Below are 24009 nucleotides of genomic sequence, written 5' to 3'. Positions count from 1 at the left end.
GACTGCGGCTGCGGTCACGGATCGCCGCTAGCGCGTCCGCCGGAGCTGTTCGGGCTGCCACCTGCCGATGCGGAGGCAGGAGGGGCGGGATCCGCCCAGCGTGATCCATCGGGTGACCGGCTCGCCGGGCAGGCTGCTCCACGGGTCGGCTCCGTCGGGGCATTCGGCGACGTAGTCGGGGAAGTCGCTGCTCATGACGTCGAGCGCGAGGCGATGTCCGGCGCGCAGCCGGTACGCGATGCTCTGCAGGTCCACGACGGCCTCCTCCCCGGTCAGCGGCACGTCGAGACGGAGCTGGCCCTTGGCGACGAGGAAGGCGCCGCCGTCGGGTGCCATGTCCAGCAGGCGCGCGTGGACGTGCGCGCCGGCGGGGGCCGTGAGCCGCAGCAGCAGGGTCGCGGTGCCGGCCAGGTCGACGTCCTCACCTGTGGCGGGGCCGGTGAAGCGGAGCACGTCCTCGCGCTGCCCGGCGGAGGACAGGTCCGACCGGTCGTACAGGGTGGCGAAGGGGTTCGCCCCGACCGGGGGGACCAGGTCGGAGGGGTTGTGGGTCCACTGCAGCAGGCCCCCCTCCGGCGGCTCCCCCGTGAGGCGGAGGTCCGGGGACAGGTGGTATTCGAGGTCGGACGCCTGGCGGGGCGGCCAGGTGTCGCTCTCCTGCCACTCGCCGTGGCAGACCTCGTAGCGTACGCGCGGCAGCGCCGCCAGCTCCCCGGAGCGGCCGAGGACGGCGTCGAAGAACTCGACCGCGGGGTCGAGGTATCTGGGCAGCATGCGCTCCAGGGCGGCGGGGTCGCCGCTGTGGTCGTCGTGCGGCGCGACGGGGGCCTCGCCCAGCCAGTAGTTCTCGTGGTCGATGGCTTCGAGGCGGAGATAGAGGCGGTCGGCCCACGCCGGGTTCTGCGACAGGGCGCGGACGTCGTGCCAGGACCAGACCGCGCAGTTGTCGAACCACCCGATCGTGTACAGGGCCGGGACGGGAGGGCTTTCGAGCAACGCCTTCAGCGGGGGCGGGACGAACCGGGACTCACCGGTGAACTCGCCGTCGAAGTTGGGTGAGCGCTTGCCGAGCTGGGTGAAGAACTGCTCGAACGTCGCCCGCAGCGGGCGGCGGCTCCAGTCGGGTTCCCATTCGTACCGGTCGGCGTCCACGTAGTGGGAGGCGAAGTAGAACTTGCGGGCCGTCTGCTCGACGTCCCGCGTGCCGTCGCCGTGTTCCAGCACCATCGAGAGCTGGGACCCCGTGACGCGCGGGGAGATCGCCTTCAGCGCGGGATGGCCGCTGATCGCCGCGGCGATGGTCGTGTAGCCGTAGTAGGAGTCCCCCCACATGACGACGTCGCCGTCGCACCAGGGCTGCTCGGTGATCCACTGGATCGTGTCGTGGCCGTCGTCGGTCTCGTGGAGGCCGAACTCGGCCGCTCCCTCCGACCGGTACTTGCCCCGGACGTCCTGGACGACGACGTGGTACCCCCGGGCCAGGAAGTAGCGGCTGACGACGGGCATGAAGCAGTAGACGCCGTTCTTGTCGTACGGCAGGCGGACCAGCACGACGGCGTTCGGTCGCGCCCCGTCCGGGTCCGCCGCGTCTGCGAGGTAGACGTCGGCCGCCAGCCGGACTCCGTCCCGCATGGGGATCATGACCTGCTCGGCGTCGTGGGGCACGGCGGCCGGGCCTATCTTCTTGATGGTCAGCACGTGATGTCTCCGTGGTTCGAAAGCGGTGGGAGCGGCTCAGGGCAGGTCGAGCGCGCGACGGTCCTGAGCCACCCGGTCGAGGTCCCAGTCCGGCGAGGGGATCGAGTCGAGCAGCAGGCGGGTGTAGGGGTGCTGGGGACTGCGCAGGATCTGCTCGGTCTCGCCGCGCTCGACGATGCGGCCGTGCCGCATCACGATGGCCGTGTCGGTGATGTAGCGGACGACCGCCAGGTCGTGGCTGACGAAGACGTAGGAGATGCCGGTGTCCCCGCGCAGCTCGTCGAGCAGGGTGAGGATCTGGGCCTGGATCGAGACGTCGAGCGCGGCGACCGCCTCGTCCAGCACCAGGACGCGAGGCGCGATGCCGAGCGCGCGGGCGATCGCGGCCCGCTGCCGCTGGCCGCCGGACAGGTCGCGCGGCAGCGACTCCCCCGCGCGGCTGCTGAGCCCGACCTGGTCCAGGAGTTCGCCGACGCGGGCCCGGTGTTCCTTCGCGGAGCCCGGCACGTGGAGCCTCATGGGTTCGGCGATGGACTGGGCGATGGTCTGACGGGGGTCGAAGGAGCCGTACGGATCCTGGAAGATCATCTGAAGCCGGCGTGCCTGCCAGAGCCGGGTGCGGCGCGAATGCCCCTCGACGGCACGGCCGTCGAGGGTGACGGTTCCGGAGGTCGGCTGCTCGAGCCCGGCGAGGATGCGGGCCGTGGTCGTCTTGCCCGACCCCGACTCGCCGACGATCCCGAGCGAGGCGCCGGGCATCAGCTCGAAGCTCACGTCGTCGACCGCGGTGAAGTGCCCGAACTTCTTCACCAGCGACGTCACACTCAGCACGGGCGCGTTCACGGGGTCACCTGCTCCGGGTGGAGGCACGCGACGAGCGACGTCCCGTGCGGGCGGTGGGCGGGCACGCTCGCGGCGCAGTCGTCGCCGGCCAGCGGGCAGCGGTCGCGGAACGAGCAGCCCGACGGCGATTCGGCCAATGCCCTCGGGCGTCCCTTGATCGCCTTGATCGCGACCTTGTCGCCGTGCACCGACGGGCTCGCCTCCAGCAGCGCCCGGGTGTACGGGTGCGCGGGTGCGGTGAAGAGCGCAGCGCTGACGGACTCCTCCACGATGCGACCGGCGTACATGACGTAGATGCGGTCGCAGATGGCGGCGGCCAGGTCGAGGTCGTGCGTCACGAAGAGCATGCCGGTGCCGTGGACCTGCTGCATGTTCTTCAGCAGGGCGATCACCTCGGCCTGGGTGGTCACGTCGAGGGCGGTGGTGGGCTCGTCGGCCAGGAGCAGCTCCGGTTCCGTGGACAGCGCGCCGGCGATCACGACGCGCTGCAGCATGCCTCCGGAGAACTCGTGCGGGAAGCGCCGGACCGCGCTCCCGGGGTCGCGGATGCCGACCTGGTCGAGCAGGTCCAGCGCCCGTTCGGCGGCGGCGCGTGCGGGCACGCCGCGGGCCCGCAGCCCCTCGGTGAGGTAGTCGCCGATGCGGCGCACCGGGTTGATCGACGCCCGTGGATCCTGGAAGATCATCGACGCCCGGGTGCGCCGCAGGTCGCGGAGCGTCTTGCGGCCGGCGGAGAGCACGTCGACGTCCGAGACCGTGACGCTTCCGGTGGCGCGCGCACCGCGGGGCAGCATGCCCAGGGCGGTCCGGGCCGTCAGCGACTTGCCCGAGCCGGACTCGCCGACCAGGCCGACGGTCTCCCCCCGTCCCACCCGGACGGTGACGTCGGCGAGCAGGGGGATCGCCCTCTCGCCCGCGCCGACGGCGAGGCTCAGCCGCGAGACGCCGAGGGCGTCCCGCCGGTCCTCGGCTCCCCCGTCCGGGGCCTCCTTGCGCGCGAGCGTCTTCTTCGCGAGCACCTTCACACTCCCTCGCTCTGCTTCCTGCCGATGGACCCGCCGAGGTGCTCGCCCAGCACGTTGACGCTCACGACGGTCAGGAGGACCACGAGGCCGGGCAGCAGTCCGCTCCACGGCTCCCCCTGGAGGATGGCGCTGCGCGCCTGGCTGATCATCGAGCCCCAGTCCGCGTCCGGCGGCCGTACGCCGAGCCCCAGGTAGGACAGGGACGCCAGGTCCACCAGCGCGTAGCCGAAGGCCAGCGCGCTCTGCGCGATGAGGACCGGCATCACGTTGGGCAGCAGGTGGCGCAGCGTCACCCACAGCTCGCCGAAGCCCATGACGCGGTAGCTCTCCATGTACGGCCGCGCCCCCTCCTGCAGGGCCACGCTGCGCACGACGCGGCCCACGAAGGGCGTGTAGCTGACGGCCAGGGCGCAGATGGGAGCGGTGAGCCCCGGCCCGAACACCGCCACGACGAGCATCGCCAGCAGCAGGCTGGGGAAGGCGAAGACGATGTCCATGCCACGCGAGATCACGGCGTCGGCCCAGCCTCCCGCACGGGCGGCGAGCAGGCCGATCGTGATCCCGAGCACCCCCGACAGCAGCACCACGCCGAGGGGCGCGAGCAGCGAGAGCCGGGCACCGTACATGATCCTGGACAGCACGTCCCGGCCGGTGGAGTCGGTGCCCAGCCAGTACCCCTCCGTGCCCGGGGGCAGCAAGGAGTTCAGCAGGCTCGTGGCGTCCGGGGAGTGCGGCGCGAGCACGGGGGCCAGCAGCCCCGTGACGGCGATGAGGACCAGGAACGCGACCGCGAGCGAGACGATGAGCGGCCGCCGCCGGCGCCTCCTGGCGCTCCGTGCCCGCAGCGCGGGGATCGTCAGTGTCATCGGCTCAGTCCTCCGACCGTCACGCGCGGGTCGATGAACGGCATCGCCAGGTCCACCAGCGTGTTGACGACCACGAACAGCAGGACCGCGATGAGGGCGATGCCCTGCACGACGGGGAAGTCCCGCCGGGACACGGAGCTGACCAGCAGGGAGCCGACGCCGTCCAGGCCGAACGCGGTCTCGACGACGGCGGTGCCGACGAACAGGCTCGCGAACAGCAGGCCGACGATCGTGAGCATGGGCGCGAGGGCGTTGCGCACCACGTGCCTGCGGATCACGGCGGCGCCGCTCGCCCCGCGGCTGCGCGCCGCCTCCACGTGCTCGCGGCCCAGTTCCTCGGCGAACGCCGCGTTGCCGACCCGGGCCAGGACGCCGAAGGCGACGATCGCCATGGCGGTCGCGGGCAGGGTCAGGTGCCACAGCCGGTCGGCCGGGCCGGTGCCCGCGCCGGTGGCGGGGAACCAGCCGAGGCCGACCGAGAAGAGCGCCAGGAGCCCGATGGCCGACACGAACGAGGGCGTCGCGGTGGTGACGGCCACCGCAATGGTCGCGATCCGGTTGACCAGGCCGCCCTTGACCGCCGACACCAGCGCCACCGCGGACCCGAACACGATCGCCAGGGTCGCCGAATACAGGATCAGCAGGCCGGACACGCCGAGCCGGCCCGTGATGAGCGAGGTGACGCCGGTCTGGTAGTTCAGCGACGTCCCGAGGTCCAGGCGGAGCGCGTCGCCGATCCACGCCAGGTATCCCTGTGCGAAACCCCGGTCGAGGCCGTAGCTGTGGCGCAGGGCCTCGACCTGCTCCGGGGTGAGGCGCCGGCCACCGGCCACCGCCAGCACCGGGTCGCCGGGGACCAGCCGGAGCGAGCCGTAGATGAGGATCGACGCGGCCAGCACGGTGAGGAGCGCGCCGAGGGCGCGTTTGCCTATCCAGGCCGCGAGCATGCGTGCCATCGTCACTTACCGCCGAGGGCGGCCGCCCACGGAGTGTTGAGGTAGCTCTGCCGCGGGACGAGACCGGTCAGGCCCGGTCCGTAGTAGACGTTGACGTACTGCGTCGCGATCGGGATGTTGACCACGTCCTTGGCCATGATGGCCTGGGCCTTGGCCACCTCGCGGGCGCGGGCGGCGGGGTCGTCGGCGACCATCGCGGTGGCGATGGCGGCGTCGTAGTCGGCGTTCTTGTAACCGCCGAAGTTGTAGAAGTTCCCGGTGGTGAAGAACTGGTAGTACGCCAGCGGTTCGGGGAAGTCGAGATAGCCGGACGCCAGGAGGAGATCCAGGCCCGCACGGGCCTGGGGGGCGGAGAACACCGCGCCGAACTGCTCGGCTGTCAGCGGCTTCAGCTCGATGTTCATGCCCGCCTGCGTGGCGGCGTCGGCGAGCGCGGTGGCGATCTTGGTGTCCTCCTCGATGGCCGTCGTGTAGGCCAGGACGATCTTCTCCTTGGCCTTCGCGGACCCGCTGACGAGCGTCTTGGCCTTCCCGAGGTCCTGGACCGGCTCGGGCAGCTTGTCGTACTCGGCCTGGAAGACGTCCGTGCCGTAGCCCCACGCCGACGGCGGGACCAGCGCCCGCAGCGGCTGCGCCGTACCCCGGTAGACCGAGGCGATGATGCCCTTGTAGTCGATCAGGTACTGCAGGGCCTGCCGGGCCGCGGGGTCGGACAGCGCGCCCTGCTGGTTGATCACCGATATGAACGTGGTGGACAGGCTCTCGCCGAACAACATGTGGCCCTTGCCCGCCAGTTGGTCGTGCGCGGCGCGCGGGACGCCGAACTGGCCGTCCACGTCACCGCTGTTCAGCGCCGCGGTCTGCGCGGACGGGTCGCTGATGAACGTGAAGCGCAGATCCTTGACCTTGGGCTTGGCCGCGGTGTTCCACCAGGCGTCGTTGCGCGCCAGGGTGATGTCCTGCCCCTGGGTCCAGTCGCCGAGCTTGTAGGGGCCGGTGCACATCACGCCGCCCGCGGCGGTCCCGAAGTCCTTGCCGGCGGCCTCGGCGAAGGCCTTCTGCACCACGAAGAAGGCGGGCATGGCGAAGAAGTTCGGCACGACGACGTCCGGCTTCTTCAGCTTGAGGGTGATCTCGTCGCGGCCGGTGACCTCGATGCCGTCCAGATTCGCCGCCCAGCCGATCCACGACGAGCCCAGCTTGGGGTCGAGGATGCGCCGGACGCTGTAGACGACGTCCTCGGGGGTGACGGGCTTGCCGTCCCAGAACGTGGCGCCCTCGCGCAGGCGGATCACGTAGGTGAGCGGGTCCGGGTGGTCGATGGCGGTGGCCAGCGCCGGCTGGGGCTTGTAGTCCGGGCCGAGGGTGTACAGGCCCTCGCACATGTTGGCCACGACGGTGCTGACCGATTCGATGGCGGACAGGGCGGGGTCCAGCGTGGGGGGCTCGCCGGCGGGGACGTTCCAGGTGACGGTGTCGACGTCTTCGGTCGGAGCCGGGACGGACGTGGTGACGGTCGGGGCAGCCGCCTGCCCGGTGGCGGGACCGCCGCTGTTCGCGCACGCGGCGAGTGTGCATGCGCCGACGAGGACCGCGGCGAGTGCGGCAAAACGGGGACGTGTCATGGGAGGACCCTTCGTGATGCTGGTGCGGGCCGAGACGATCTGCATCGCCGAATGAGGGGGGCTGATCCCCGGTTGCGGCGCGGCGAGGCGCGAGGCGATCAACCTGCCGCGTCTGCGCGGTGGAGGTGAGCGGACCCGATACCCAGGTCGTGCCACTTAGCGTGGTTGCTCGCCAATTAATTGTCAATACTGCAAAACAAAAATAAGCGACCGGGAAGCGCGCGATGAACGCCGGGCCTCGGCGGGCGGGGCGCCGGCCCCGCCGGGCCTGCGAACACCCATGTCGGAGCACCAGGCCGCTGTCCCGGAAACCACTCGTGAGCAGCCCGTTCGGGCAGGTGGCGGCGCCGGCGGGACCTGCCGGATCCGCCGCCTCCCGAATAGATCACGGTGCTATGCTGGAAAGTAAGTTGATTGTTATGAGTGTAAAACTATTGAGGTAAAGGAGGCCGGGTGGGGAGACCCAGCCTCGCCGGACAACGGCGGAAGCAGATCCTGAGGGCGGCGGCTCAGTCAGTGGCCAGGTACGGCCTGGCCGGGAGCACGCAGGAGCGGATCGCGGCCGCGGCCGGCATGAGCCGTTCGCACATCCGGCACTACGTGGGCAACCGCGACGAGCTCATCGACGCCCTGTGGGACCACGTCATCACGCCGTACTTCGACGCGATGCACGCCGCCCTGACGGACCGCGCGCCGGACGCGCAGCTGCGCGCGCTCGTGGACTTCCTCTTCGGGCCGCAGATGGCGCGCAACGAGGACGACCTCGTCATCGAGGCGCTCATCAGCGGGGCGATGCACGACGTCCGGCTCCGCGGCCGGATCTACGACAGCTACAGCCGGCTGGAACGCGAGATCGCCAAGACGATCCGCGAGGCGGTCCCCGGCTGCGAGTCGGCCGAGAGCCTGCAGCTCGCCTATGCCCTCATCTGCATGGCGTTCGGCCACTCCACGCTGGCGCCGCTGCCGTTTCCCGCATCGCGCCACGCGGGAATGAAGGCCATGGCCCTGCAGATGCTCTCGGCGCTCGAAGCCGGGCGGGCCGCGGACGGCTGAGGCGGAGGGAGCGCTCATCACGGTGCGCCCGCCGCGTGCACCGGGGGCCGGCGCGAGGACCACGGGAGGCGTTCCTCGAGCGCCGAGGCCACCTGGAGCAGGAGGTCCTCCCGCCCCTCGGCCGCCACGAGCTGCACGCCGATCGGCAGACCCGTCGCGCTCTGCCCGAGGGGCAGGCTGATGGCGGGCTGCCCGCCGAGGTTGAACATCTCCGTGAAGGGGCCGTACTCGAAGATCGAGCGCAACCAGGACCGGGCGGTGTGTCCGGGACGGTCGTAGTCCAGCGTGCCGTGGGGCGCGGGCAGCCGGGCCAGCGTGGGTGTGACCAGCAGGTCGACGCCGTCGAAGTAGGTGCGCAGCCCCGCCGTGACCGCGTCGGCCGCCTGGAAGCCGCGGGCGACCCGGTAGGCGTTCAGGCGGCGCGCCTCGTCCAGGATCGCCAGGGTCACCTGTTCGAGACGGTCGTCGCCGACTTTCTCGTGCTCGTCGAACACGCCCGCGATACCCAGGGTGGTGAGCACGGTGTAGGCCTCCAGAACCGCCTCGGCGTCCACCGCGGGCGGCGGCGCGCCGACGTCGTGGCCCAGTTCGCCCAGGACCCGCGCGACCTCGCCGGTGACGGCCGCCACCTCCGCGTCCACGGGCGCGTCCGTCCACGGCTTGGTGGTGACGGCGACGCGGAGGCGGGGAGCGGCGAGCGGCAGCAGGTCCCGGTACGGCACCGGCCCGGGCGGGACGCGCTGCTTGTCGTGGCGGCCCGCGCCCTGCACCGCGTCCAGCGTGTGCGCGACGTCCCGCAGGGTCCTGGCCAGCACGAAGTCGATCGCGAGCCCGAACAGGGCCTCCGAGGCACCGGGCCCGACGGGGGTCCGGCCGCGGGTCGGCTTGAGCCCGACGACCCCGCAGCAGGCCGCCGGGATGCGGATCGACCCGGCCCCGTCGTTGCCGTGCGCGATCGGCACCACGCCCGCGGCCACGAGCGCGGCCGCCCCTCCGCTGGAGCCGCCGACGCCGCGGGACAGGTCCCAGGGATTGCGGGTCGGGCCGTAGCGCACCGACTCGGTGGCGAAGCTGATCGCCATCTCCGGCACGGTGGTCACGCCGATCGAGGCGAAGCCCGCCGCCCTGAACCGCTCGGTGATCTCGGCGTCGTGCTCGGCGACGGCGTCGGCGAAGTAACGTGAGCCGACCGAGAACCGCACGCCCGCCGCGACGGGGTGGCTGTCCTTGAGCAGGAACGGCACTCCGGCGAACGGCCCCCGCCCGTCGTAGTCCAGCGGCTCGTCGAACAGGGGTTGCGACAGGGCGTTCAGCCGCGGGTTGACCCGTTCGGCGGCCTGCCCGGCCAGGCGGACGAGAGCGGCCGGATCGACCGCGCCCTCCTTGACGAGGCCGGCCAGGGCCACGCCGTCACACGATGCGTACTCGTTCAGGTCCATCCACGGTGCCTCTCTGCGGGGTGATGGTCGGAAGGGCTTACGGGGCCGCGGTCAGCAGGCGGACGAGCCGCTCGACGATCGGGGTCGCACGCTCGCTGGTCCAGCGCTCGGGATCCTCCAGGCTGGACAGGTAGAACCCGCGAAGCACGAGATGCAGGATGTCGGCGGTGAACGCGGCGTCGGCCGCCCCCGCGTCGCGGGCGGCGTCGGCCAGCAGGTCGCGGCTCTGCCGTGAGTCGTCTCTGAGGACCTGGAGCGCCTCCGACTCCGGCCCGCCGCGGCCGAGGATCTCCATGAAGAGCCGGCGCAGCACCTGGTCGTTGCCGCCGGTCGAGCACGCCCAGCGGGCCACGGTGGACAGCCGCTCGCGGTCGGCGGCTCCCTCGACGACCTGCCCTATCTCCGCGCCCCAGGACGCGATCGCGTGCTCGATGGCGTTGCGCAGCAGGGCTTCGCGCGTGGGCAGGTAGTTGGTGACGAGCGTCGTGGAACCGCCCACCCGCCTGGCCACGGCTCTTATGGTCACCCCGTCGATGCCGTCGGCCGCCACGATCTCCAGGGTGGCGTCGGCGATGGTCGCGAGGCGCTGGGTGACATCGATCTCCACAGGCATGACGGCAGGGTAACGAGAGAAGGGCCGGATATACAACAGTGTTGTACATCGGCGTTGTATGACGTACTCTCCTGGGCATCGCCGATGTGAGCACGCCTCCGGCCGTTGACGTCCCGGTCCAGGAGCCTTCCCCCTCATGAGCGCCTAGGAGCAGGCATGGAACTCTGGCAGCTGTCCGCGACTCAGCTCGCGGCAGGAATCCGTACCGGGGAGATCTCCGCGGTCGACGTGGTGGAGTCCTGCCTGGGCAGGATCGAGGACGTCAATCCCACGCTGAACGCCCTTGTCGACGTCCGCCCCGAGGAGGCCCTGGCCGACGCGCGGCGGGCCGACGCGGCGGTGGCCGCAGGTGAGACGCTCGGCCCGCTGCACGGCGTACCGGTCTCAACGAAGATCAACACGCCGCAGAGGGGCAGCCTGATGAGCCACGGGCTGGCGGCCCTGGCCGGCGCGACGGCCGCCGAGGACGACGCGAGCGTCAGCGCCCTGCGCGACGCGGGCGCGATCTTCCTGGGCCGGAGCAACACCCCCGCGTTCTCGGTGCGCTGGTTCTCCACCAACGACGCGCACGGCAGGACCCTCAACCCGTGGAGTGCCGGCCACACACCGGGCGGCTCCAGCGGCGGCGCGGCCAGCTCCCTCGCCGCCGGCATGACGCCGCTGGCGCAGGGCAACGACATCGGCGGGTCGATCCGCTTCCCCGCGGCGTGCTGCGGCGTGGTCGGCATCCGCCCGACGGTCGGCCTGATCTCCAACTGGACGGCGCCCGAGGACAGCCAGATCGAGGGCCCCCTCACCTTCCAGGCCTGGGCGGTGCAGGGCCCGATGGGCAGGACCGTGGCCGATGCGCGCCTGGCCCTGCGGGCGATGGCGGGCGCCGACCTGCGCGACCCGTTCGGCGTCCCCGCGCTGCCCGAGGCCCCGCCGCAGGCGGGCCCGGTCCGCGTCGGGCTCGTCCGCGACGTGGGCGTCGTCACGCCGCACCCGTCGGTCAGCGACGCGCTCGACACCGCGGCGCGGTGGCTGACCGAGGCGGGCTACGAGGTGGAGGAGCTGGAGCTGCCGCTGCTGGCCGAGGCCTCGCGGCTGTGGTCCCTGCTGCTGTTCGAGGACATGCGGCCCGGGCTGCCCGGCATGCGGCAGATGGCCGATGAGGCGCTGCGCATCCATCTGGACTACGCCTACGCGTACGCCGCGGAGCTGTGGGGCGAGAAGCCGGACATCACCGCCTACATCCAGGGCTGGGCCCGACGGGCGACGCTCATCACCCGGCTCCAGGAGTTGCTGGGCAGGGACAGGATCCTGCTGACGCCGGTCTCGGCCGAACCGCCCTTCGAGCAGGACGCCGACATCAACGATCCGGTGCGCGGGCGCGCCCTGATCCCGGCGCAGTGGCCGATGACCTCCCTGCCGGTTCTGGGGTTCCCCGGGGTCTCCGTGCCGACCGGGCTGGCGGACGGGCTCCCGATCGGCGTCCAGCTCATCGGCGGGCGGTTCGCGGAGGACGTCATTCTCGACGCCGCCCAGGCGATCGAGGATCGGGCGCCCCGGCTCACCCCGGTCACCTTCCTCTGAGAGCGTCCCGCGGCTGAGGCCGCCCCGTATCCGAGCCGCCAGGCGCCGCCGGAGGATCCTCCACGGCGGGCGTGCGGTTACGCCGCCGGCCGTCCCCTTCGACGATTGGAACCGCTCGCATGACCCACGCGCCCGCCGACCTGCTGTTCACCGGCGGTCCCATCATGACCATGGATTCCGCCCGTGCGTGGGCCACCAGCCTGGCCGTCCGCGACGGCCGCGTCGTCGCGGCCGGGCACGACGAGGTCAAGGACCTGGCCGGCCCGCGCACCGAGGTCGTCGACCTGCGGGGGCGGCTGCTGCTGCCCGGTTTCCAGGACGCCCACGTCCACGCCGTGATGGGCGGGGTCGAACTGGGACAGTGCGATCTGACCGGCACCACCGACCCGGACGAGTACGTGCGCCGCGTCCGCGCCTACGCCGACGCCCACCCCGGCAAGCAGTGGATCACCGGAAGCGGCTGGTCCATGGAGAGCTTCCGGGGCGGCGTGCCCACGTGCGGCCTGCTCGACGCGGCCGTACCCGATCGGCCCGTCTACCTCACCAACTGCGACCACCACGGGGCATGGGTCAACAGCCGGGCCCTGGAACTGGCCGGGATCACCGCGCGCACTCCGGATCCGGCCGACGGCCGGATCGAACGGGGTCCTGACGGCGTCCCCCTCGGCACGCTCCAGGAAGGGGCGATGGCGCTGGTCGGCGCCCTGGTGCCCGCCCTGACCGCCGCCGACCGCCTGGCCGGGCTGCTGCGCGCCCAGGAACTGCTGCACAGCCTCGGCATCACCGCCTGGCAGGACGCCCTGCTGGCCGGTTCCGACGGCTACCCCGACCCCTCCGACGCCTACCTGACCGCCGCCCGCGACGGCTCGCTCACCGCGACCGTCGTCGGCGCGCTGTGGTGGGCCCGGGGGCAGGGGGCCGAGCAGATCCCGGCGCTGCTGGAGCGGCGCGACCGGCTCACCCACGGCCGGCTGCGCTGCAGCACCGTGAAGATCATGCAGGACGGCGTCGCGGAGAACTTCACCGCCGCGATGACCAGCCCCTACCTGGACGCCTGCGGCTGCGCCACCGGCAACAGCGGCATCAGCTTCATCGACCCCGGAGCACTCGACGAGTACGTCACCGCACTCGACGCGCTCGACTTCCAGGTGCACTTCCACGCCCTGGGCGACCGGGCCGTCCGCGAGGCGCTGGATGCCGTGCAGGCCGCCCGCGCGGCCAACGGCCCGCGCGACACCCGCCACCACCTGGCGCACCTCCAGGTCGTCCACCCCGACGACCTTCCCCGGTTCCGGGCCCTCGGCGCGACCGCCACCATCCAGCCGCTGTGGGCGGCCCACGAGCCTCAGATGGACGAGCTCACCATCCCCTTCCTGGGGCCCGAGCGCGCCGCCTGGCAGTACCCGTTCGGCGACCTCCTGCGGGCCGGGGCCGTTCTGGCCGCCGGCAGCGACTGGCCCGTCAGCAGCCCCGACCCCCTCCACGGCGTCCACGTCGCCGTCAACCGCGTCGCGCCCGGCCGCGCCGACCGGCCCTTCCTGCCCGGGCAGGCCCTCGACCTCACCACCGCGCTGGCCGCCTACACGGCGGGCTCCGCCTATGTGAACCATCTCGACGACACCGGCAGTCTGCGTCCCGGCGACCGGGCCGACCTCGCCGTCCTGGACCGCGACCCCTTCGACGGCCCCGCCGAGGCGATCGCCGAAACTCGCGTCGCGCTGACCTATGTCGCCGGGACCCGCGTCCACACGGCTCCCGACGCCTGACCGGCCGTCGCCGCGCCCGGCCCGGGTGTCATCCGTCCGATGTCGGGATGGTGTCCAGGACGGCCTCCACCTGCTCGCGCGATGTGGCGTCGTAGCGATGGGACAGGGCGCGGAAGACGTGCTCGGCACGGATGGCGGGCCAGTCGGCGGGCAGGTGCTCGGCGGGCAGGCGGGGGTCGGAGCGCACCAGCTGGAGCCAGTCGTTGTGCAGCAGAAGCTGGCGGGTGAAGTCGTCGGGGGCGGCGGGTGCGGGATCGGGCCGGTCCCAGCGCTCCAGGAAGGCGCGGTACCGGGCGGCGATTCCGGCGGTGTCGAACGCGCGCTGGACGAGCTGGGCGGCCTCGGTCGGCTCCGAGGCGTGGGCGCGCAGCACGTTGAGACAGTCGTCCAGCTCGAGCCCGGCGACCACCTGCGGGACGTCGACCTGGCCGGGGGCGATCCACAGGCCGTTCTGCAGGGGCCCGAAGCCCGCCCACACCAGACGGGTGCGCAGGTCGTGCCGCTGGCGGCGCCAGGCCTCCGGCAGGGAGAAGCCGACCAGCGTCCAGGTGCCGTCCCACTCCCGGTTGACCGCCCCGGCGCTCCAGACGCGGTCGTGGCCGTCGCGCAGGACGGCCTCGGACCGGCCGGTGAGCCCGAAGTACATCTTGCGGCCCCGACGGTGGCGGGTCAGCAGATCCCGTCGCACCATGCGGGCCAGGGTGGCGCGGACGGCCTCCTCCGAGACGCCCACCCGGGCCAGCACGTCGATGACGCTGCCCGAGTAGACCGCGACGTCCCGGTCCAGGACGTGCAGGCCCAGAAAACTCAGCAGCAGGGACTGCGGCCGCAGCGATCCCGCCTGCTCGTCTCCTGCGGTCTCGTCGCCCACGGGCGCGGCGCCCCTGATCGCGGTGTCCGTCGTCGTCACACGGCAAGTGTAGGACCACCGAAGGAAGCTCGGCACTTTATTGACTGCCGACGAAAATATGTCTAACGTCTGGGTGCGCGAACAGGTTAGCTGAGGAGTCGCAAATGGATCTGACAGGAAAAGTCGCGATCATCACCGGGAGCGGACGCGGCCTGGGGTTCGCCTACGCATCCGCCCTGGCGAAGGCCGGTGCGGCGGTCGTGGTCAACGACGTGGACGCCGGAGCCGCCGAGCGCGCCGTCGAGGAGATCACCGCCGCCGGCGGGCGGGCCGTCGCCGAGGTGGCGCCGGTCGGGACCGGCGAGACCGCGCAGGCGCTGGTGGACCGCGCGGTGGACGCCTTCGGCCGGCTCGACGTCATGGTCACCAACGCGGGCATCCTGCGCGACCGGGTGCTGTGGAAGATGTCGGACGAGGACTTCGACGACGTGATCCGCGTGCACCTGCGCGGCACGTTCACCTGCGTCCGGGCCGCCGCGGTGCGGATGCGCGAGCAGGGCGAGGGCGGCCGCATCATCACCGCCTGCTCCCCGGCCGGTCAGCGGGGCAACTTCGGTCAGACCAACTACGCCGCCGCCAAGGCCGGCATCGCGGCGATGACCCGCACCTGGGCGCTGGAGCTGGCCCGGGCGAACATCACGGTCAACTCGGTGGTCCCCATCGCGGCGACCGAGATGACCCGCACCATCCCCGCCTTCGCCCCCCACGTCGAGGCGCTGGAGAACAACGGCGAGCCGCTGCCGGACTGGCTGCGCAAGGCCGAGGGCTTCGGCACCCCCGAGGACGTCGCCGGGCTGGTCGTCTTCCTCGCCTCCGACGCCGCCGCGGCCGTCAACGGCCAGTGCGTCGGCGTCGGCGGGGACAAGCTCGCCCTGTGGTCGCACCCGCAGGAGATCGCCACCGCCTACGCCGACGGCGGCTGGAACGCGGACGCGATCGCCGCGGCCTGGCCGGTGTCGGTCGGGCGTGAGCCGCAGAGCTACGGCATCCCCGCCCCGCAGGCCCCCGGCGCCTGACCGAATCGCGAAAGGAGCCGATGATGACGTCGCTCAACCTGGACGACCTCGTCGCCATCGACGTGCACACCCACGCGGAGATCTCCGCCGACGGGCACCCGTCGCTGAGCCCGGAGCTCTCGGCCGCCTCCGCCCACTACTTCAAGGTGCACGGCAGCCGCGAGCCCACCATCGACGAGATGGCGGCCTACTACCGCGAACGCCACATGGCCGCGGTGGTCTTCACCGTGGACGCCGAGTCCGCGACCGGGCACCCGCCGATCGCCAACGAGGAGGTCGCGGCCGCCTGCGCCGAGCACGCCGACGCGCTGATCCCCTTCGCCAGCATCGACCCCTGGCGCGGCCGGGCCGGCGCCCGGCAGGCCCGGCGGCTGGTGGAGGAGCACGGGGTGCGCGGCTTCAAGTTCCACCCCAGCATCCAGGGGTTCGCCCCCAACGACCCGATCGCCTACCCGCTGTACGAGGCCATCGAGGAGCTCGGCGTTCCCGCGCTGTTCCACACCGGGCAGACCGGCATCGGCGCGGGGGTCCCCGGTGGCGGCGGCATCCGGCTGAAGTACTCCAACCCCATGCTGGTCGACGACGTGGCGGTGGACTTCCCCGAACTGCGCATCATCCTGGCGCACCCGTCCTTCCCCTGGCAGGACGAGGCGCTCGCGGTCGCCACGCACAAGCCCTACGTCTACATCGACCTGTCCGGCTGGTCGCCGAAGTACTTCCCGCCGCAGCTCGTGCGCTACGCCAACACGCTGCTGAAGGACAAGGTGCTGTTCGGCTCGGACTACCCGGTCATCTCCCCCGACCGCTGGCTGGCCGACTTCGCCGATCTCGACATCAAGCCCGAGGTCCGGCCTCTGATCCTGAAGGACAACGCGGCCCGCCTGCTGGGCCTGGACAAAGGCTGAGGGGTCCACCGTGCGCAACCAAGGCATCGGCTCCTGGCCCGCGCGCCGGGCCCGCAAGACCCCGGAGCGGATCGCGATCGTCCACGAGGGACGCCGGCAGACCTACGGGGAACTGCACCAGCGGGTGCTGCGCCTGGCGCACGCCCTGCGCGGCCTGGGGGTGGGCCGCGGTGACCGGGTCGCCTACCTGGGAGCCAACCACCCCGCGTTCGTGGAGACCCTGTTCGCGGCCGGAGCGCTCGGGGCGGTGTTCGTCCCGCTCAACACCCGGCTGGCCGTACCGGAACTGGCCTTCAACCTGTCCGACTCCGGCAGCGCGGTTCTCGTCCACGCCCCGTCCGAGACGGCCGAGGCGCTGGAGGTCCCCCACCGCATCTCGCTGGACGACTACGAGCGGCTGATCGACAGAGCCGGTCACCCTGCCGATCACGGCCCGCTCGACGAGCCGGTGTCCCCCGACGACCCCTGCATGATCATGTACACCTCGGGGACGACGGGGCGCCCCAAGGGGGCCGTGCTGTCGCACGCCAACATCACCTGGAACAGCGTCAACGTCCTCATCGACGCCGACCTGGCCGCCGACGAGGTGACGCTGGTGGTCGCCCCGCTGTTCCACACCGCGGGCCTGAACATGACCTGCCTGCCCACGCTGCTCAAGGGCGGCCGGACGGTGCTGCTCGGCGCGTTCGACCCCGGCCGCGTGCTGGAGCTGATCGAGGCCGAACGGGTCACGCACATGTTCGGCGTGCCCACCATGTTCGACGCCATGGCCGCCCACCCCCGCTGGGCGGGAACCGACCTGTCGAGCCTGCGCACGCTCAACTGCGGCGGCGCGCCGGTCCCGATGCGCACCATCGAGGCCTACCTGGCCCGCGGTCTGGACTTCAGCCAGGGGTACGGCATGACCGAGGCCTCCCCCGGCGTCCTGTACCTGCCGCCGGAGCAGGCCGTGGCCAAGGCGGGTTCGGCCGGAGTGCCGCACTTCTTCACCGACGTGCGCGTGGTGCGCTCCGACGGCCGCGACGCCGCGCCGGGCGAGGAAGGCGAGATCGTCGTCCAGGGCCCCAACGTCATGACCGGTTACTGGGGCGCGCAGCCCCTCGCCCGCGGCGAATGGCTGCGCACCGGAGACGTCGCCCGGACCGACGAGGACGGCTACGCCTACATCGTCGACCGGGTCAAGGACATGTTCGTCTCCGGCGGGGAGAACGTCTACCCGGCGGAAGTCGAGGCGGCGATCCTGAACCACCCCGCCGTCGCCGAGTGCGCCGTCGTCGGCGTCGCCGACGCCACCTGGGGCGAGGTCGGCCGGGCCGTCGTCGTGCTCAAACCGGGTTCCGACGCCGACGCCGACGGCATCCTGGACTTCCTGCAGGGGCGGCTCGCCAGGTACAAGATCCCCAAGTCCGTCGTCTGGGCCCGGACGCTCCCCCGCACCTCCTCGGGAAAGATCATCAAGCCCGCGGTGCGTGCCTCCTTCATCGACCAGGCCCCCAGCGCCTGAACCCCGATTCCCCCGAAAGGATCACATCCATGCCCGCCACCGCACACGGACTCGACGAGCTGAAGGCCCTGGCCGGAGCCGACCTCGGCCGCACCGAATGGCTGGAGATCACCCAGGACCGGGTGAACACCTTCGCCGACGCCACCGACGACCACCAGTGGATCCACACCGACCCCGAAAGGGCCGAGAACGGCCCGTTCGGCGCGCCGATCGCCCACGGCTACCTCACCCTGTCCCTGGTCATCCCCCTGTTCAACCGGCTCCTGCAGATCAGCGGCATCTCCATGAGCGTCAACTACGGCCTGGACAAGGTCCGCTTCCCCAGCCCCGTCCGGGTCGGCGCGAAGATCCGGCTGGCCGGTGTCGTGGACGCCGTCGAGGAGGTCAAGGGAGGCGTGCAGATGCGTCTGACCTTCACCGTGGAGATCGACGGCGGCGACAAGCCGGCCTGCGTCGCCCAGGCCGTCTACCGCCACTACTCCTGAGACCCTGACATGAAAACCGCTTTTGTCGGTGATGCTCCCTAATCTCCGCGCATGACAAGTGCGACGCAGACCTACAGCTACGCCTCGCCTTCCTCCCTCGTGAACGGGCATCTGGGGTTGTCGACATCCGGCGGCAGGGCCCTCGGCGGGCCCGCTCTCGCGCCCCGGTTCTTCAGCGGGCTGGTGACGCAGGCGGCGCCCGCGGCCGCGGCCCTGCTGGGCGTGGCGGACGTGGCCCTCACCCGCTACCACCAGCCGCGTCCGGGATGGACGCGCGACCCGGTCGTGACGTGCGGCGGCGACCGGCTGCGGTTCGAGTCGTTCTCCGCCTGCGGCGGTGTCTACGCCCGGCTCGATCTGCTCGGCGACGCGCTGGACGGCGAGGTGTTCGACAGGGGGACGACCAACGTCGACGTCAACGGGCCGCTGCGGGAGGCGCTCGCCAGGGTGGGGGCGCGCGACCCGCTCCACCTCGGTGTCGGCGCCGACGAGCTGACGGTGACGACCCTCGGCGGCGCGGTCGTGGAGAAGAAGGTGCCGCTGCCGGAGCGGTGGCTGCGGGGCTTCGCCGAGGTGCAGGTGATCGCGGCGGGCATGGACCTGAGGGCCGAGCTGCCGGGCATGAGCGCCGTGCGGTTCCTGCGGTCCCTGCCCAGGCGGGCGGCGGCCGACCTCTGGGTCACTCCCGCGGGCCGCGACCTGCGGGTCGGCGACCGGCCCGGACCGGGAGCGGTGTGCCTGTCCGGAGTGGGACGCCTGGCGACGCTCCTGCCCCTGCTCCGCTTCGCCAAGAGCCTCAAGGTGTACGGCCCGGCCGAGCCCGGCGACGCGGCGTCGAGCGCCTGGGAGCTCGAACTGCCGGGGATGCGCTACACGCTGGCCCTGTCGCCGCGGCGCTGGCGCGGCTTCTCCGGGGAGGGCGCGGTGCTGGCCGATCTCTCGACCGACGAGGCCGAGGCCGACGCCGACCTGGTGGGCATGCTGCTCAACTTCGAGCCCGAGGTGGAGATCGGCCTCCTGGCCGACCGCGCCGGCCTGTCCGTCCCCCGGGTCCGCGCCGCCCTCACCCAGCTCGGCACGGCCGGCCGCGTCGGCTACGACCTGGCCGAAGCCGCGCACTTCCACCGCGAACTGCCCTACGACAGGGATCACGTGCAGACCCTCAATCCCCGCCTGTCCGCGGCGAGGGCGCTGGTCGAGGCCGGCGCCGTCCAGCTCGCCGGCGGCTCCGCGCGCGTGCGCACCGACGGCGGGGTGCGCGAGGTCGACCTGGCCGAGGGGTCGTGCACCTGCCCGTGGTGGTGGGACCACCGCGGCTCGCGCGGACCGTGCAAGCACGTGCTGGCCGCCAGGATCACCGCCCGTGCCGCCGAGACGACCCCGTGACCGCCTGGCAGAGCGACGACTTCGAGCTGCCGCCGGACCGGGCCCACGCCGGCGCCTGAGCCCCGGTGTCGCGGCTGCCGCCGTACCGCCGGTGGGGCAAACCGCGGTCCGGCCGGCATGCGCGTGTGGATGCCGGTGGGAGACGCCCCGGGCGGAGACGACACCGGAACGGGGAAGAGTATGGCGTCCGGCCACATTGCCCGCCGGAACACGCCTGCCAGGATGCCGTACATGGAACTCACCGCGCGCGGTCTCCGGCACAACCTGCTGCTTCGGGGACCGATCGACGGCCCGCCCGTGCTGCTCGTCCACGGCAACTGCTCCTCGGGGGCGTTCTGGGAGCCGCTGGTACGGCATCTGCCCGCGCACTGGCGCGTCGTCGCCCCGGACCTCCGGGGTTACGGCGGGACCGACACGGTCCCCGTCGACGCCACCCGCGGGCTGCGGGACTTCGCCGACGACCTGGCCGCCCTGCTGGAGGCGGAGGAGGTCTTCCCGGCGGGCGCGCGCCCGGTGGTGGTGGGGCACTCGATGGGCGGCGGCGTGGCGATGCAGCTGCTGGTCGACGCCCCGGAGCGGGTCGCCGGGCTGGTGCTGGAGGCGCCGCTGTCGCCGTACGGCTTCGGGCTGGGCGGGGCGGGCGCGGCCAATCCCGACTTCGTGGAGCGCCTGGCCGCCGGCGACCGCACCGCCGACTCTCCCGCCAGTCCCCGGATGATCCTGCGGACGTACTACGTCGCCGACCCCGCCAGCCTCGGCGCGGACGAGGAGCTGCTGCTCGACACCGTGCTGTCCACCGCGGTCGCCGAGGGCAACTACCCGGGTGACCCGGCCGCCGCCGAGGAGTGGCCCGGTGTCGCCGCCGGGCGGTACGGCGTGCTCAACGCCATGTCCCCGCGCTGGTTCGGCATCGCCGACGACCTGGTGGCGGTCCCCGGCAAGCCGAAGGTGACCTGGGTGCGCGGTGACGCCGACCAGATCGTCTCCGACACGTCGCTGTTCGACCTCGCCAATCTCGGCAGGCTCGGCCTGGTGCCCGGCTGGCCGGGCGAGGAGCTGTGCCCGCCGCAGGCGATGATCGCCCAGACCAGGGCCGTGCTCGAACGGTACGCCGCGGCGGGCGGCGCCTACGAGGAGGTCGTCTACGCCGGGGTGGGCCACAGCCCGCACATCGAGCGCGCCGCCGACTTCGCCGGGCTGCTGCGCGGCGTGGTGGAGGGCGTGACGAGCGGAGCGGCGCGGTGAACCGCCCGGCGGACGGCTCGGGCGGCCCGGCGCGCGCTTCCGCGGAGCGGTGACCGCGGTGCCGGACCGCCGCCGGGCGCCGGGCTACCGGCGCGAGGACGTCCCCGTCCGGGGCGGTGACCTCCGGGTCGGCGTGTGGGGGGACCGGGGACCTCTGGTCGTGGCCGCCCACGGCATCACCTCCTCGCACATGGCGTGGACGCTGGTCGGCCCGGAGCTGGGGCGCGACCACCGGTTCGTCGCGGTGGACCTGCGCGGCCGGGGAGGCAGCCGGGACCTGCCCGCGCCGTACGGCATGGCGGTGCACGCCGACGACCTCGCGGCGGTGATCCGCCGCTACGGAGGCGGGCCCGCCGTCCTGGCCGGGCACTCGATGGGCGGGTTCGTCGTGGCCGAGACCGCCCGGCGCCACCCGCGCCTGGTCGACCGGGTGGTCCTGGCGGACGGCGGCGCGCCGCTGCCCCTGCCGGTCGGCGCGCACGACGTGCCGCAGGCGATCGAACGCACGGTGGGACCGGTGCTGGCCCGGCTGAGGCGGACCTTCGGGACCCGGGCGGAGTATCACGACCTGTGGCGCGCGCATCCGGCGTTCGCCGACTGGACCGAGGCGTGCGCCGCCTACGCGGACTACGACCTGGTGGAGGCGGCGGGCGGGTTCGCGGCGGCGTGCCGTCTCGAGGCCGCGCTCGCCGACGCACCCGAGGTGTACGCACTGCCCGGCGTCCGTCCCCGCTCCCTCCCCGTGCCCGCCGTCTTCCTCCGCGCGGCCCGGGGCATGCTGGACGAACCGCACGCGCCGCTGTACTCCCCCGGAAGGGCCGCGGAGTGGCTGCCCGGGGCCGCCGAGTCGACCGTGGACGGCGTCAACCACTACACGATCACGCTCGGTGCCCGGGGAAGCTCGGCGGTCGCCGGTGCCGTACGGGATGCGGGCCCTCACCCCGGCCGGCCACCCGGTGCGGCGCCGTCGGGCGGGCACGGCACCGGGATCACCTCCGGGAATCGATCTCCGTCACGTAGCGCCGCAGGTCCTCCAGGTACCCCTCGGCGGACAGCGAGCGGGGAGCCGCCACGGCCAGGGCGAACGCCTTGAGTTCCGAGTCCTCGACGTCCTTGGGCACCAGGGAGTGGGTGGCGTCCGGATAGTGCCGCACCCGCAGCTGGCCGGGGCGGCGCAGCAGCTTGCGGTAGGTCTTCTCGGTGTCGGCGACGTCGACGTTGAGGTCGTGGCCGCCCAGCATCAGCAGGACCGGAGCCCGCATCTTCGCCAGGTCCTCGGAGGCGTCGGAGGTGTGGTTGGCCAGGATGAACCGCCACCGGTCGGGAGTCATGCCGTTCACGTCGCCGACCGCGGCCCGGTACTGCTCGAAGGTCGCGCCCTTCCGCAGCAGTTCCCGTGTCCTGTCGCTGCGGGCCACCGCGGCGTCGATCTCCTGCTGTGAGGCGTTCTCCGCCCGCAGCTCGGCCAGCAGGTTGTAGCGGCCCTGCCGCAGCCAGTTGATCGCCGGGGAGACGGCGATGACGAATCTCAGTTCGGGCATGCGCGCGGCGACCTTGGGCAGCACCCAGCCGGCCTGGCTGGCGCCCCACAGCCCGATGCGGTCCGGGTCGATGTCCTTGCGGGTCTTCGCCCAGGCGATGGCATCCGCCGTCTCCTCGGCCCGGTCCTCCATGCTCTGGTGCAGCCAGTTGCCCGGGGCGCCGTTCAGGCCCGGCTTGTTCCACGACAGGGAGGCGTAGCCCGCGCGGGCGAGCGACTCCCACGCCGGGCGGTAGAAGGTCTCGTGCGTGGCGTCGATCGGACCGTCACCGTGGACGAACACCACCAGACCGAAAGGCCCGCGGCCCTCCGGCGGCAGGGCGAGCACGCCCTTCAGCGGCTGCGCGCCGCCGGTGATGGTCACCGGCTCCTCCCGGAGGTCGTAAGTGTGCTGGTAGGCCACCCACCCTCCGCCCGCCAGCAGCAGGGTCACGAGGGCCGCCGCGCACAGCAGCAGCCGGCGCCATCCGGAACGCTTGCGCCTCGGGCGGGCGGAGGTGGATGAGGATGGTGCGGGGTTCACTGCGGCCTCCATGTTCACACAGGCTAAACTATCGTTCGTTGAACGACCGTAGCATGAATGATAGATGCGAGAGGCGGAGAGATGGCCGGCAGGAATGCGGCGGGGCCGGGCGGCGACGCCGTGGAGGTCCCCACCAGAACCCTGGTGGAGGGGATGATCCGCGAGGACGGGACGGTCGACGCCGGCGAGCTCTACGCCGTCGCCGCCGCGCTCGGCATGACCGACCAGCAGGTGCGGCTCTGTCTCAAGCGCCTCATCGCGGAGGGACAGCTCACCCAGGAGGGGCGGGGCCGCAGGGCGGTGCTGCGGGCGGCCGACGACATCCGCCGGTCGATGGCCCCCAACGCCGAGTTCATGCGGTACATGTACCGCCAGGATCACGGGCAGGCCCCCTGGGACGGGGTCTGGCACCTGGTGGCCTTCGCGGTGCCGGAGGCGGCCAGATCCTCCCGTGACGCGCTGCGCGAGGCCATCGTCGGGCTCGGCGGCGCACCCGTGCACGGCGGCCTGTACGTCTCGGCGAACGCGTGGGAGGACCTCGTCGAGGCCGAGGCCGGCAGGCTCGGCGTCACCGGGTTCGTCACCCTCCTCACCAGCCGTGACCTGCGCGTCGGAGGAGAGGACGACCCGCGCTCACTGGCCCGCCGGCTCTGGCCGCTGGAGCGCGTCGCCCGGGCGCACGAGCGGCTCGGCGACATCGCCGAGTCCCGCCTGGCCCGGCTGCGCGGCGCGACACCCCTGGCGCGGGAGGAGGTTCTCACCATCTCGATCGAGCTCGCCGCCGAGTTCACCCGCGCCGCCGAACCCGATCCGCTGCTCCCGCCTGAACTGCTCCCCCGGCCCTGGCCGGGCGTGCGGGCGCGGGCCCTGGTCGCCCGGTGCTGGGAGGAACTGCTCCGGCGGGCCGACCTCGCCTCGGCCCCCCGGCTGTTCCGCCTCTACGGCGACGCCGTCCGCGAGATAGTGCGGGCCGGCGCAGCACCGGAGGACTGACCGTCCTCCGGCTCCGGCCGGGTGAACCGGACCCGTTCGCCGG

General features: G+C 72.6%; 21 protein-coding genes. 11 read left to right on the top strand and 10 right to left on the bottom strand.

All coding sequences use genetic code 11. The annotated features are described in order from the left end of the window. Positions 1–27: 27 nt before the first annotated feature. From HS041_RS33905 to HS041_RS33880, 6 genes are read right to left on the bottom strand one after another with little or no spacing between them, the layout of a single operon-like run. Positions 28–1698, bottom strand: a complete 1671-nt coding sequence (locus HS041_RS33905) for a CocE/NonD family hydrolase (RefSeq protein WP_196444921.1) — start codon at positions 1696–1698, stop codon at positions 28–30. A 36-nt stretch (positions 1699–1734) separates the two neighbouring features. Further along, on the bottom strand, positions 1735–2541 hold the full coding sequence (locus HS041_RS33900) for an ABC transporter ATP-binding protein (protein ID WP_307845581.1): 807 nt from the start codon (positions 2539–2541) through the stop codon (positions 1735–1737). After that, complete coding sequence (locus HS041_RS33895) at positions 2538–3560, bottom strand: ABC transporter ATP-binding protein (protein WP_307845580.1); 1023 nt, start codon at positions 3558–3560, stop codon at positions 2538–2540. The genes HS041_RS33900 and HS041_RS33895 overlap by 4 nt, the downstream gene beginning before the upstream one ends. A gap of 2 nt (positions 3561–3562) precedes the next feature. After that, positions 3563–4432 carry an ABC transporter permease gene (locus HS041_RS33890; RefSeq protein WP_196444920.1) on the bottom strand — a complete coding sequence of 290 codons (870 nt, stop codon included), beginning with the start codon at positions 4430–4432 and terminating at the stop codon, positions 3563–3565. Beyond that, positions 4429–5379, bottom strand: coding sequence for an ABC transporter permease (locus HS041_RS33885; RefSeq protein WP_196444919.1), 951 nt, complete (start codon positions 5377–5379; stop codon positions 4429–4431). Before HS041_RS33885 ends, HS041_RS33890 begins: the two co-directional genes overlap by 4 nt. Positions 5380–5390: 11 nt before the next feature. Beyond that, a complete protein-coding gene (locus tag HS041_RS33880; protein WP_196444918.1) occupies positions 5391–7013 on the bottom strand; it encodes an ABC transporter substrate-binding protein in 1623 nt (540 codons plus the stop codon). 453 nt (positions 7014–7466) lie between these two features. Here HS041_RS33880 and HS041_RS33875 point away from each other — a divergent pair, with 453 nt between their 5' ends. Beyond that, entirely contained in the window at positions 7467–8066 is a 600-nt protein-coding gene (locus HS041_RS33875; protein ID WP_196444917.1) for a TetR/AcrR family transcriptional regulator, read from the top strand. 17 nt (positions 8067–8083) lie between these two features. Here HS041_RS33875 and HS041_RS33870 read toward each other — a convergent pair whose 3' ends face one another. Continuing rightward, positions 8084–9505, bottom strand: a complete 1422-nt coding sequence (locus tag HS041_RS33870) for an amidase (RefSeq protein ID WP_196444916.1) — start codon at positions 9503–9505, stop codon at positions 8084–8086. A gap of 37 nt (positions 9506–9542) precedes the next feature. Continuing rightward, positions 9543–10118 carry a TetR/AcrR family transcriptional regulator gene (locus HS041_RS33865; protein WP_196444915.1) on the bottom strand — a complete coding sequence of 192 codons (576 nt, stop codon included), beginning with the start codon at positions 10116–10118 and terminating at the stop codon, positions 9543–9545. 156 nt (positions 10119–10274) lie between these two features. Here HS041_RS33865 and HS041_RS33860 point away from each other — a divergent pair, with 156 nt between their 5' ends. After that, positions 10275–11693 carry an amidase gene (locus tag HS041_RS33860; protein ID WP_196444914.1) on the top strand — a complete coding sequence of 473 codons (1419 nt, stop codon included), beginning with the start codon at positions 10275–10277 and terminating at the stop codon, positions 11691–11693. Between the two features lie 119 nt (positions 11694–11812). Then, a complete protein-coding gene (locus HS041_RS33855; protein WP_196444913.1) occupies positions 11813–13459 on the top strand; it encodes an amidohydrolase in 1647 nt (548 codons plus the stop codon). A gap of 28 nt (positions 13460–13487) precedes the next feature. On the opposite strand, the gene HS041_RS33850 is transcribed toward HS041_RS33855, so the two are convergent. Then, positions 13488–14369: a PaaX family transcriptional regulator gene (locus HS041_RS33850; RefSeq protein ID WP_307845579.1), complete on the bottom strand. Its 882-nt coding sequence runs from the start codon at positions 14367–14369 to the stop codon at positions 13488–13490. Between the two features lie 104 nt (positions 14370–14473). On the opposite strand from HS041_RS33850, the gene HS041_RS33845 reads away from it, so the two are divergent. The 7 genes from HS041_RS33845 to HS041_RS33815 all read left to right on the top strand — a co-directional run bounded on the left by HS041_RS33845 (position 14474) and on the right by HS041_RS33815 (position 22003). Further along, positions 14474–15385: an SDR family NAD(P)-dependent oxidoreductase gene (locus HS041_RS33845; protein WP_196444912.1), complete on the top strand. Its 912-nt coding sequence runs from the start codon at positions 14474–14476 to the stop codon at positions 15383–15385. Positions 15386–15405: 20 nt separating this feature from the next. Next, a complete protein-coding gene (locus HS041_RS33840) occupies positions 15406–16290 on the top strand; it encodes an amidohydrolase family protein (RefSeq protein WP_230880075.1) in 885 nt (294 codons plus the stop codon). 10 nt (positions 16291–16300) lie between these two features. Then, the gene (locus HS041_RS33835) at positions 16301–17794 is read left to right on the top strand and encodes an acyl-CoA synthetase (protein ID WP_196444911.1); all 1494 of its coding nucleotides are present in this window, start codon (positions 16301–16303) and stop codon (positions 17792–17794) included. A gap of 29 nt (positions 17795–17823) precedes the next feature. Further along, on the top strand, positions 17824–18279 hold the full coding sequence (locus HS041_RS33830; protein ID WP_196444910.1) for a MaoC family dehydratase: 456 nt from the start codon (positions 17824–17826) through the stop codon (positions 18277–18279). A 51-nt stretch (positions 18280–18330) separates the two neighbouring features. After that, positions 18331–19665 (top strand): SWIM zinc finger family protein, encoded by a 1335-nt coding sequence (locus HS041_RS33825; protein WP_196444909.1) that lies wholly within the window; start codon positions 18331–18333, stop codon positions 19663–19665. 231 nt (positions 19666–19896) lie between these two features. After that, positions 19897–20910 carry an alpha/beta hydrolase gene (locus HS041_RS33820; protein ID WP_196444908.1) on the top strand — a complete coding sequence of 338 codons (1014 nt, stop codon included), beginning with the start codon at positions 19897–19899 and terminating at the stop codon, positions 20908–20910. A gap of 49 nt (positions 20911–20959) precedes the next feature. Then, positions 20960–22003, top strand: coding sequence for an alpha/beta hydrolase (locus HS041_RS33815; RefSeq protein ID WP_307845578.1), 1044 nt, complete (start codon positions 20960–20962; stop codon positions 22001–22003). Here the strand turns inward: HS041_RS33815 and HS041_RS33810 are convergent. Then, the gene (locus tag HS041_RS33810) at positions 21900–22973 is read right to left on the bottom strand and encodes an alpha/beta hydrolase family protein (protein ID WP_307845577.1); all 1074 of its coding nucleotides are present in this window, start codon (positions 22971–22973) and stop codon (positions 21900–21902) included. The genes HS041_RS33815 and HS041_RS33810 overlap by 104 nt on opposite strands. Before the next feature lie 81 nt (positions 22974–23054). On the opposite strand from HS041_RS33810, the gene HS041_RS33805 reads away from it, so the two are divergent. Further along, positions 23055–23966 carry a PaaX family transcriptional regulator C-terminal domain-containing protein gene (locus HS041_RS33805; RefSeq protein WP_196444907.1) on the top strand — a complete coding sequence of 304 codons (912 nt, stop codon included), beginning with the start codon at positions 23055–23057 and terminating at the stop codon, positions 23964–23966. Positions 23967–24009 lie beyond the last annotated feature (43 nt).

This window comes from Planomonospora sp. ID67723 (assembly GCF_015711605.1).
Classification (GTDB): Bacteria; Actinomycetota; Actinomycetes; order Streptosporangiales; family Streptosporangiaceae; genus Planomonospora_A.
The sequence above is the reverse complement of the archived record's forward strand: the minus strand, read 5'-3'. Positions and strand labels throughout refer to the sequence as shown.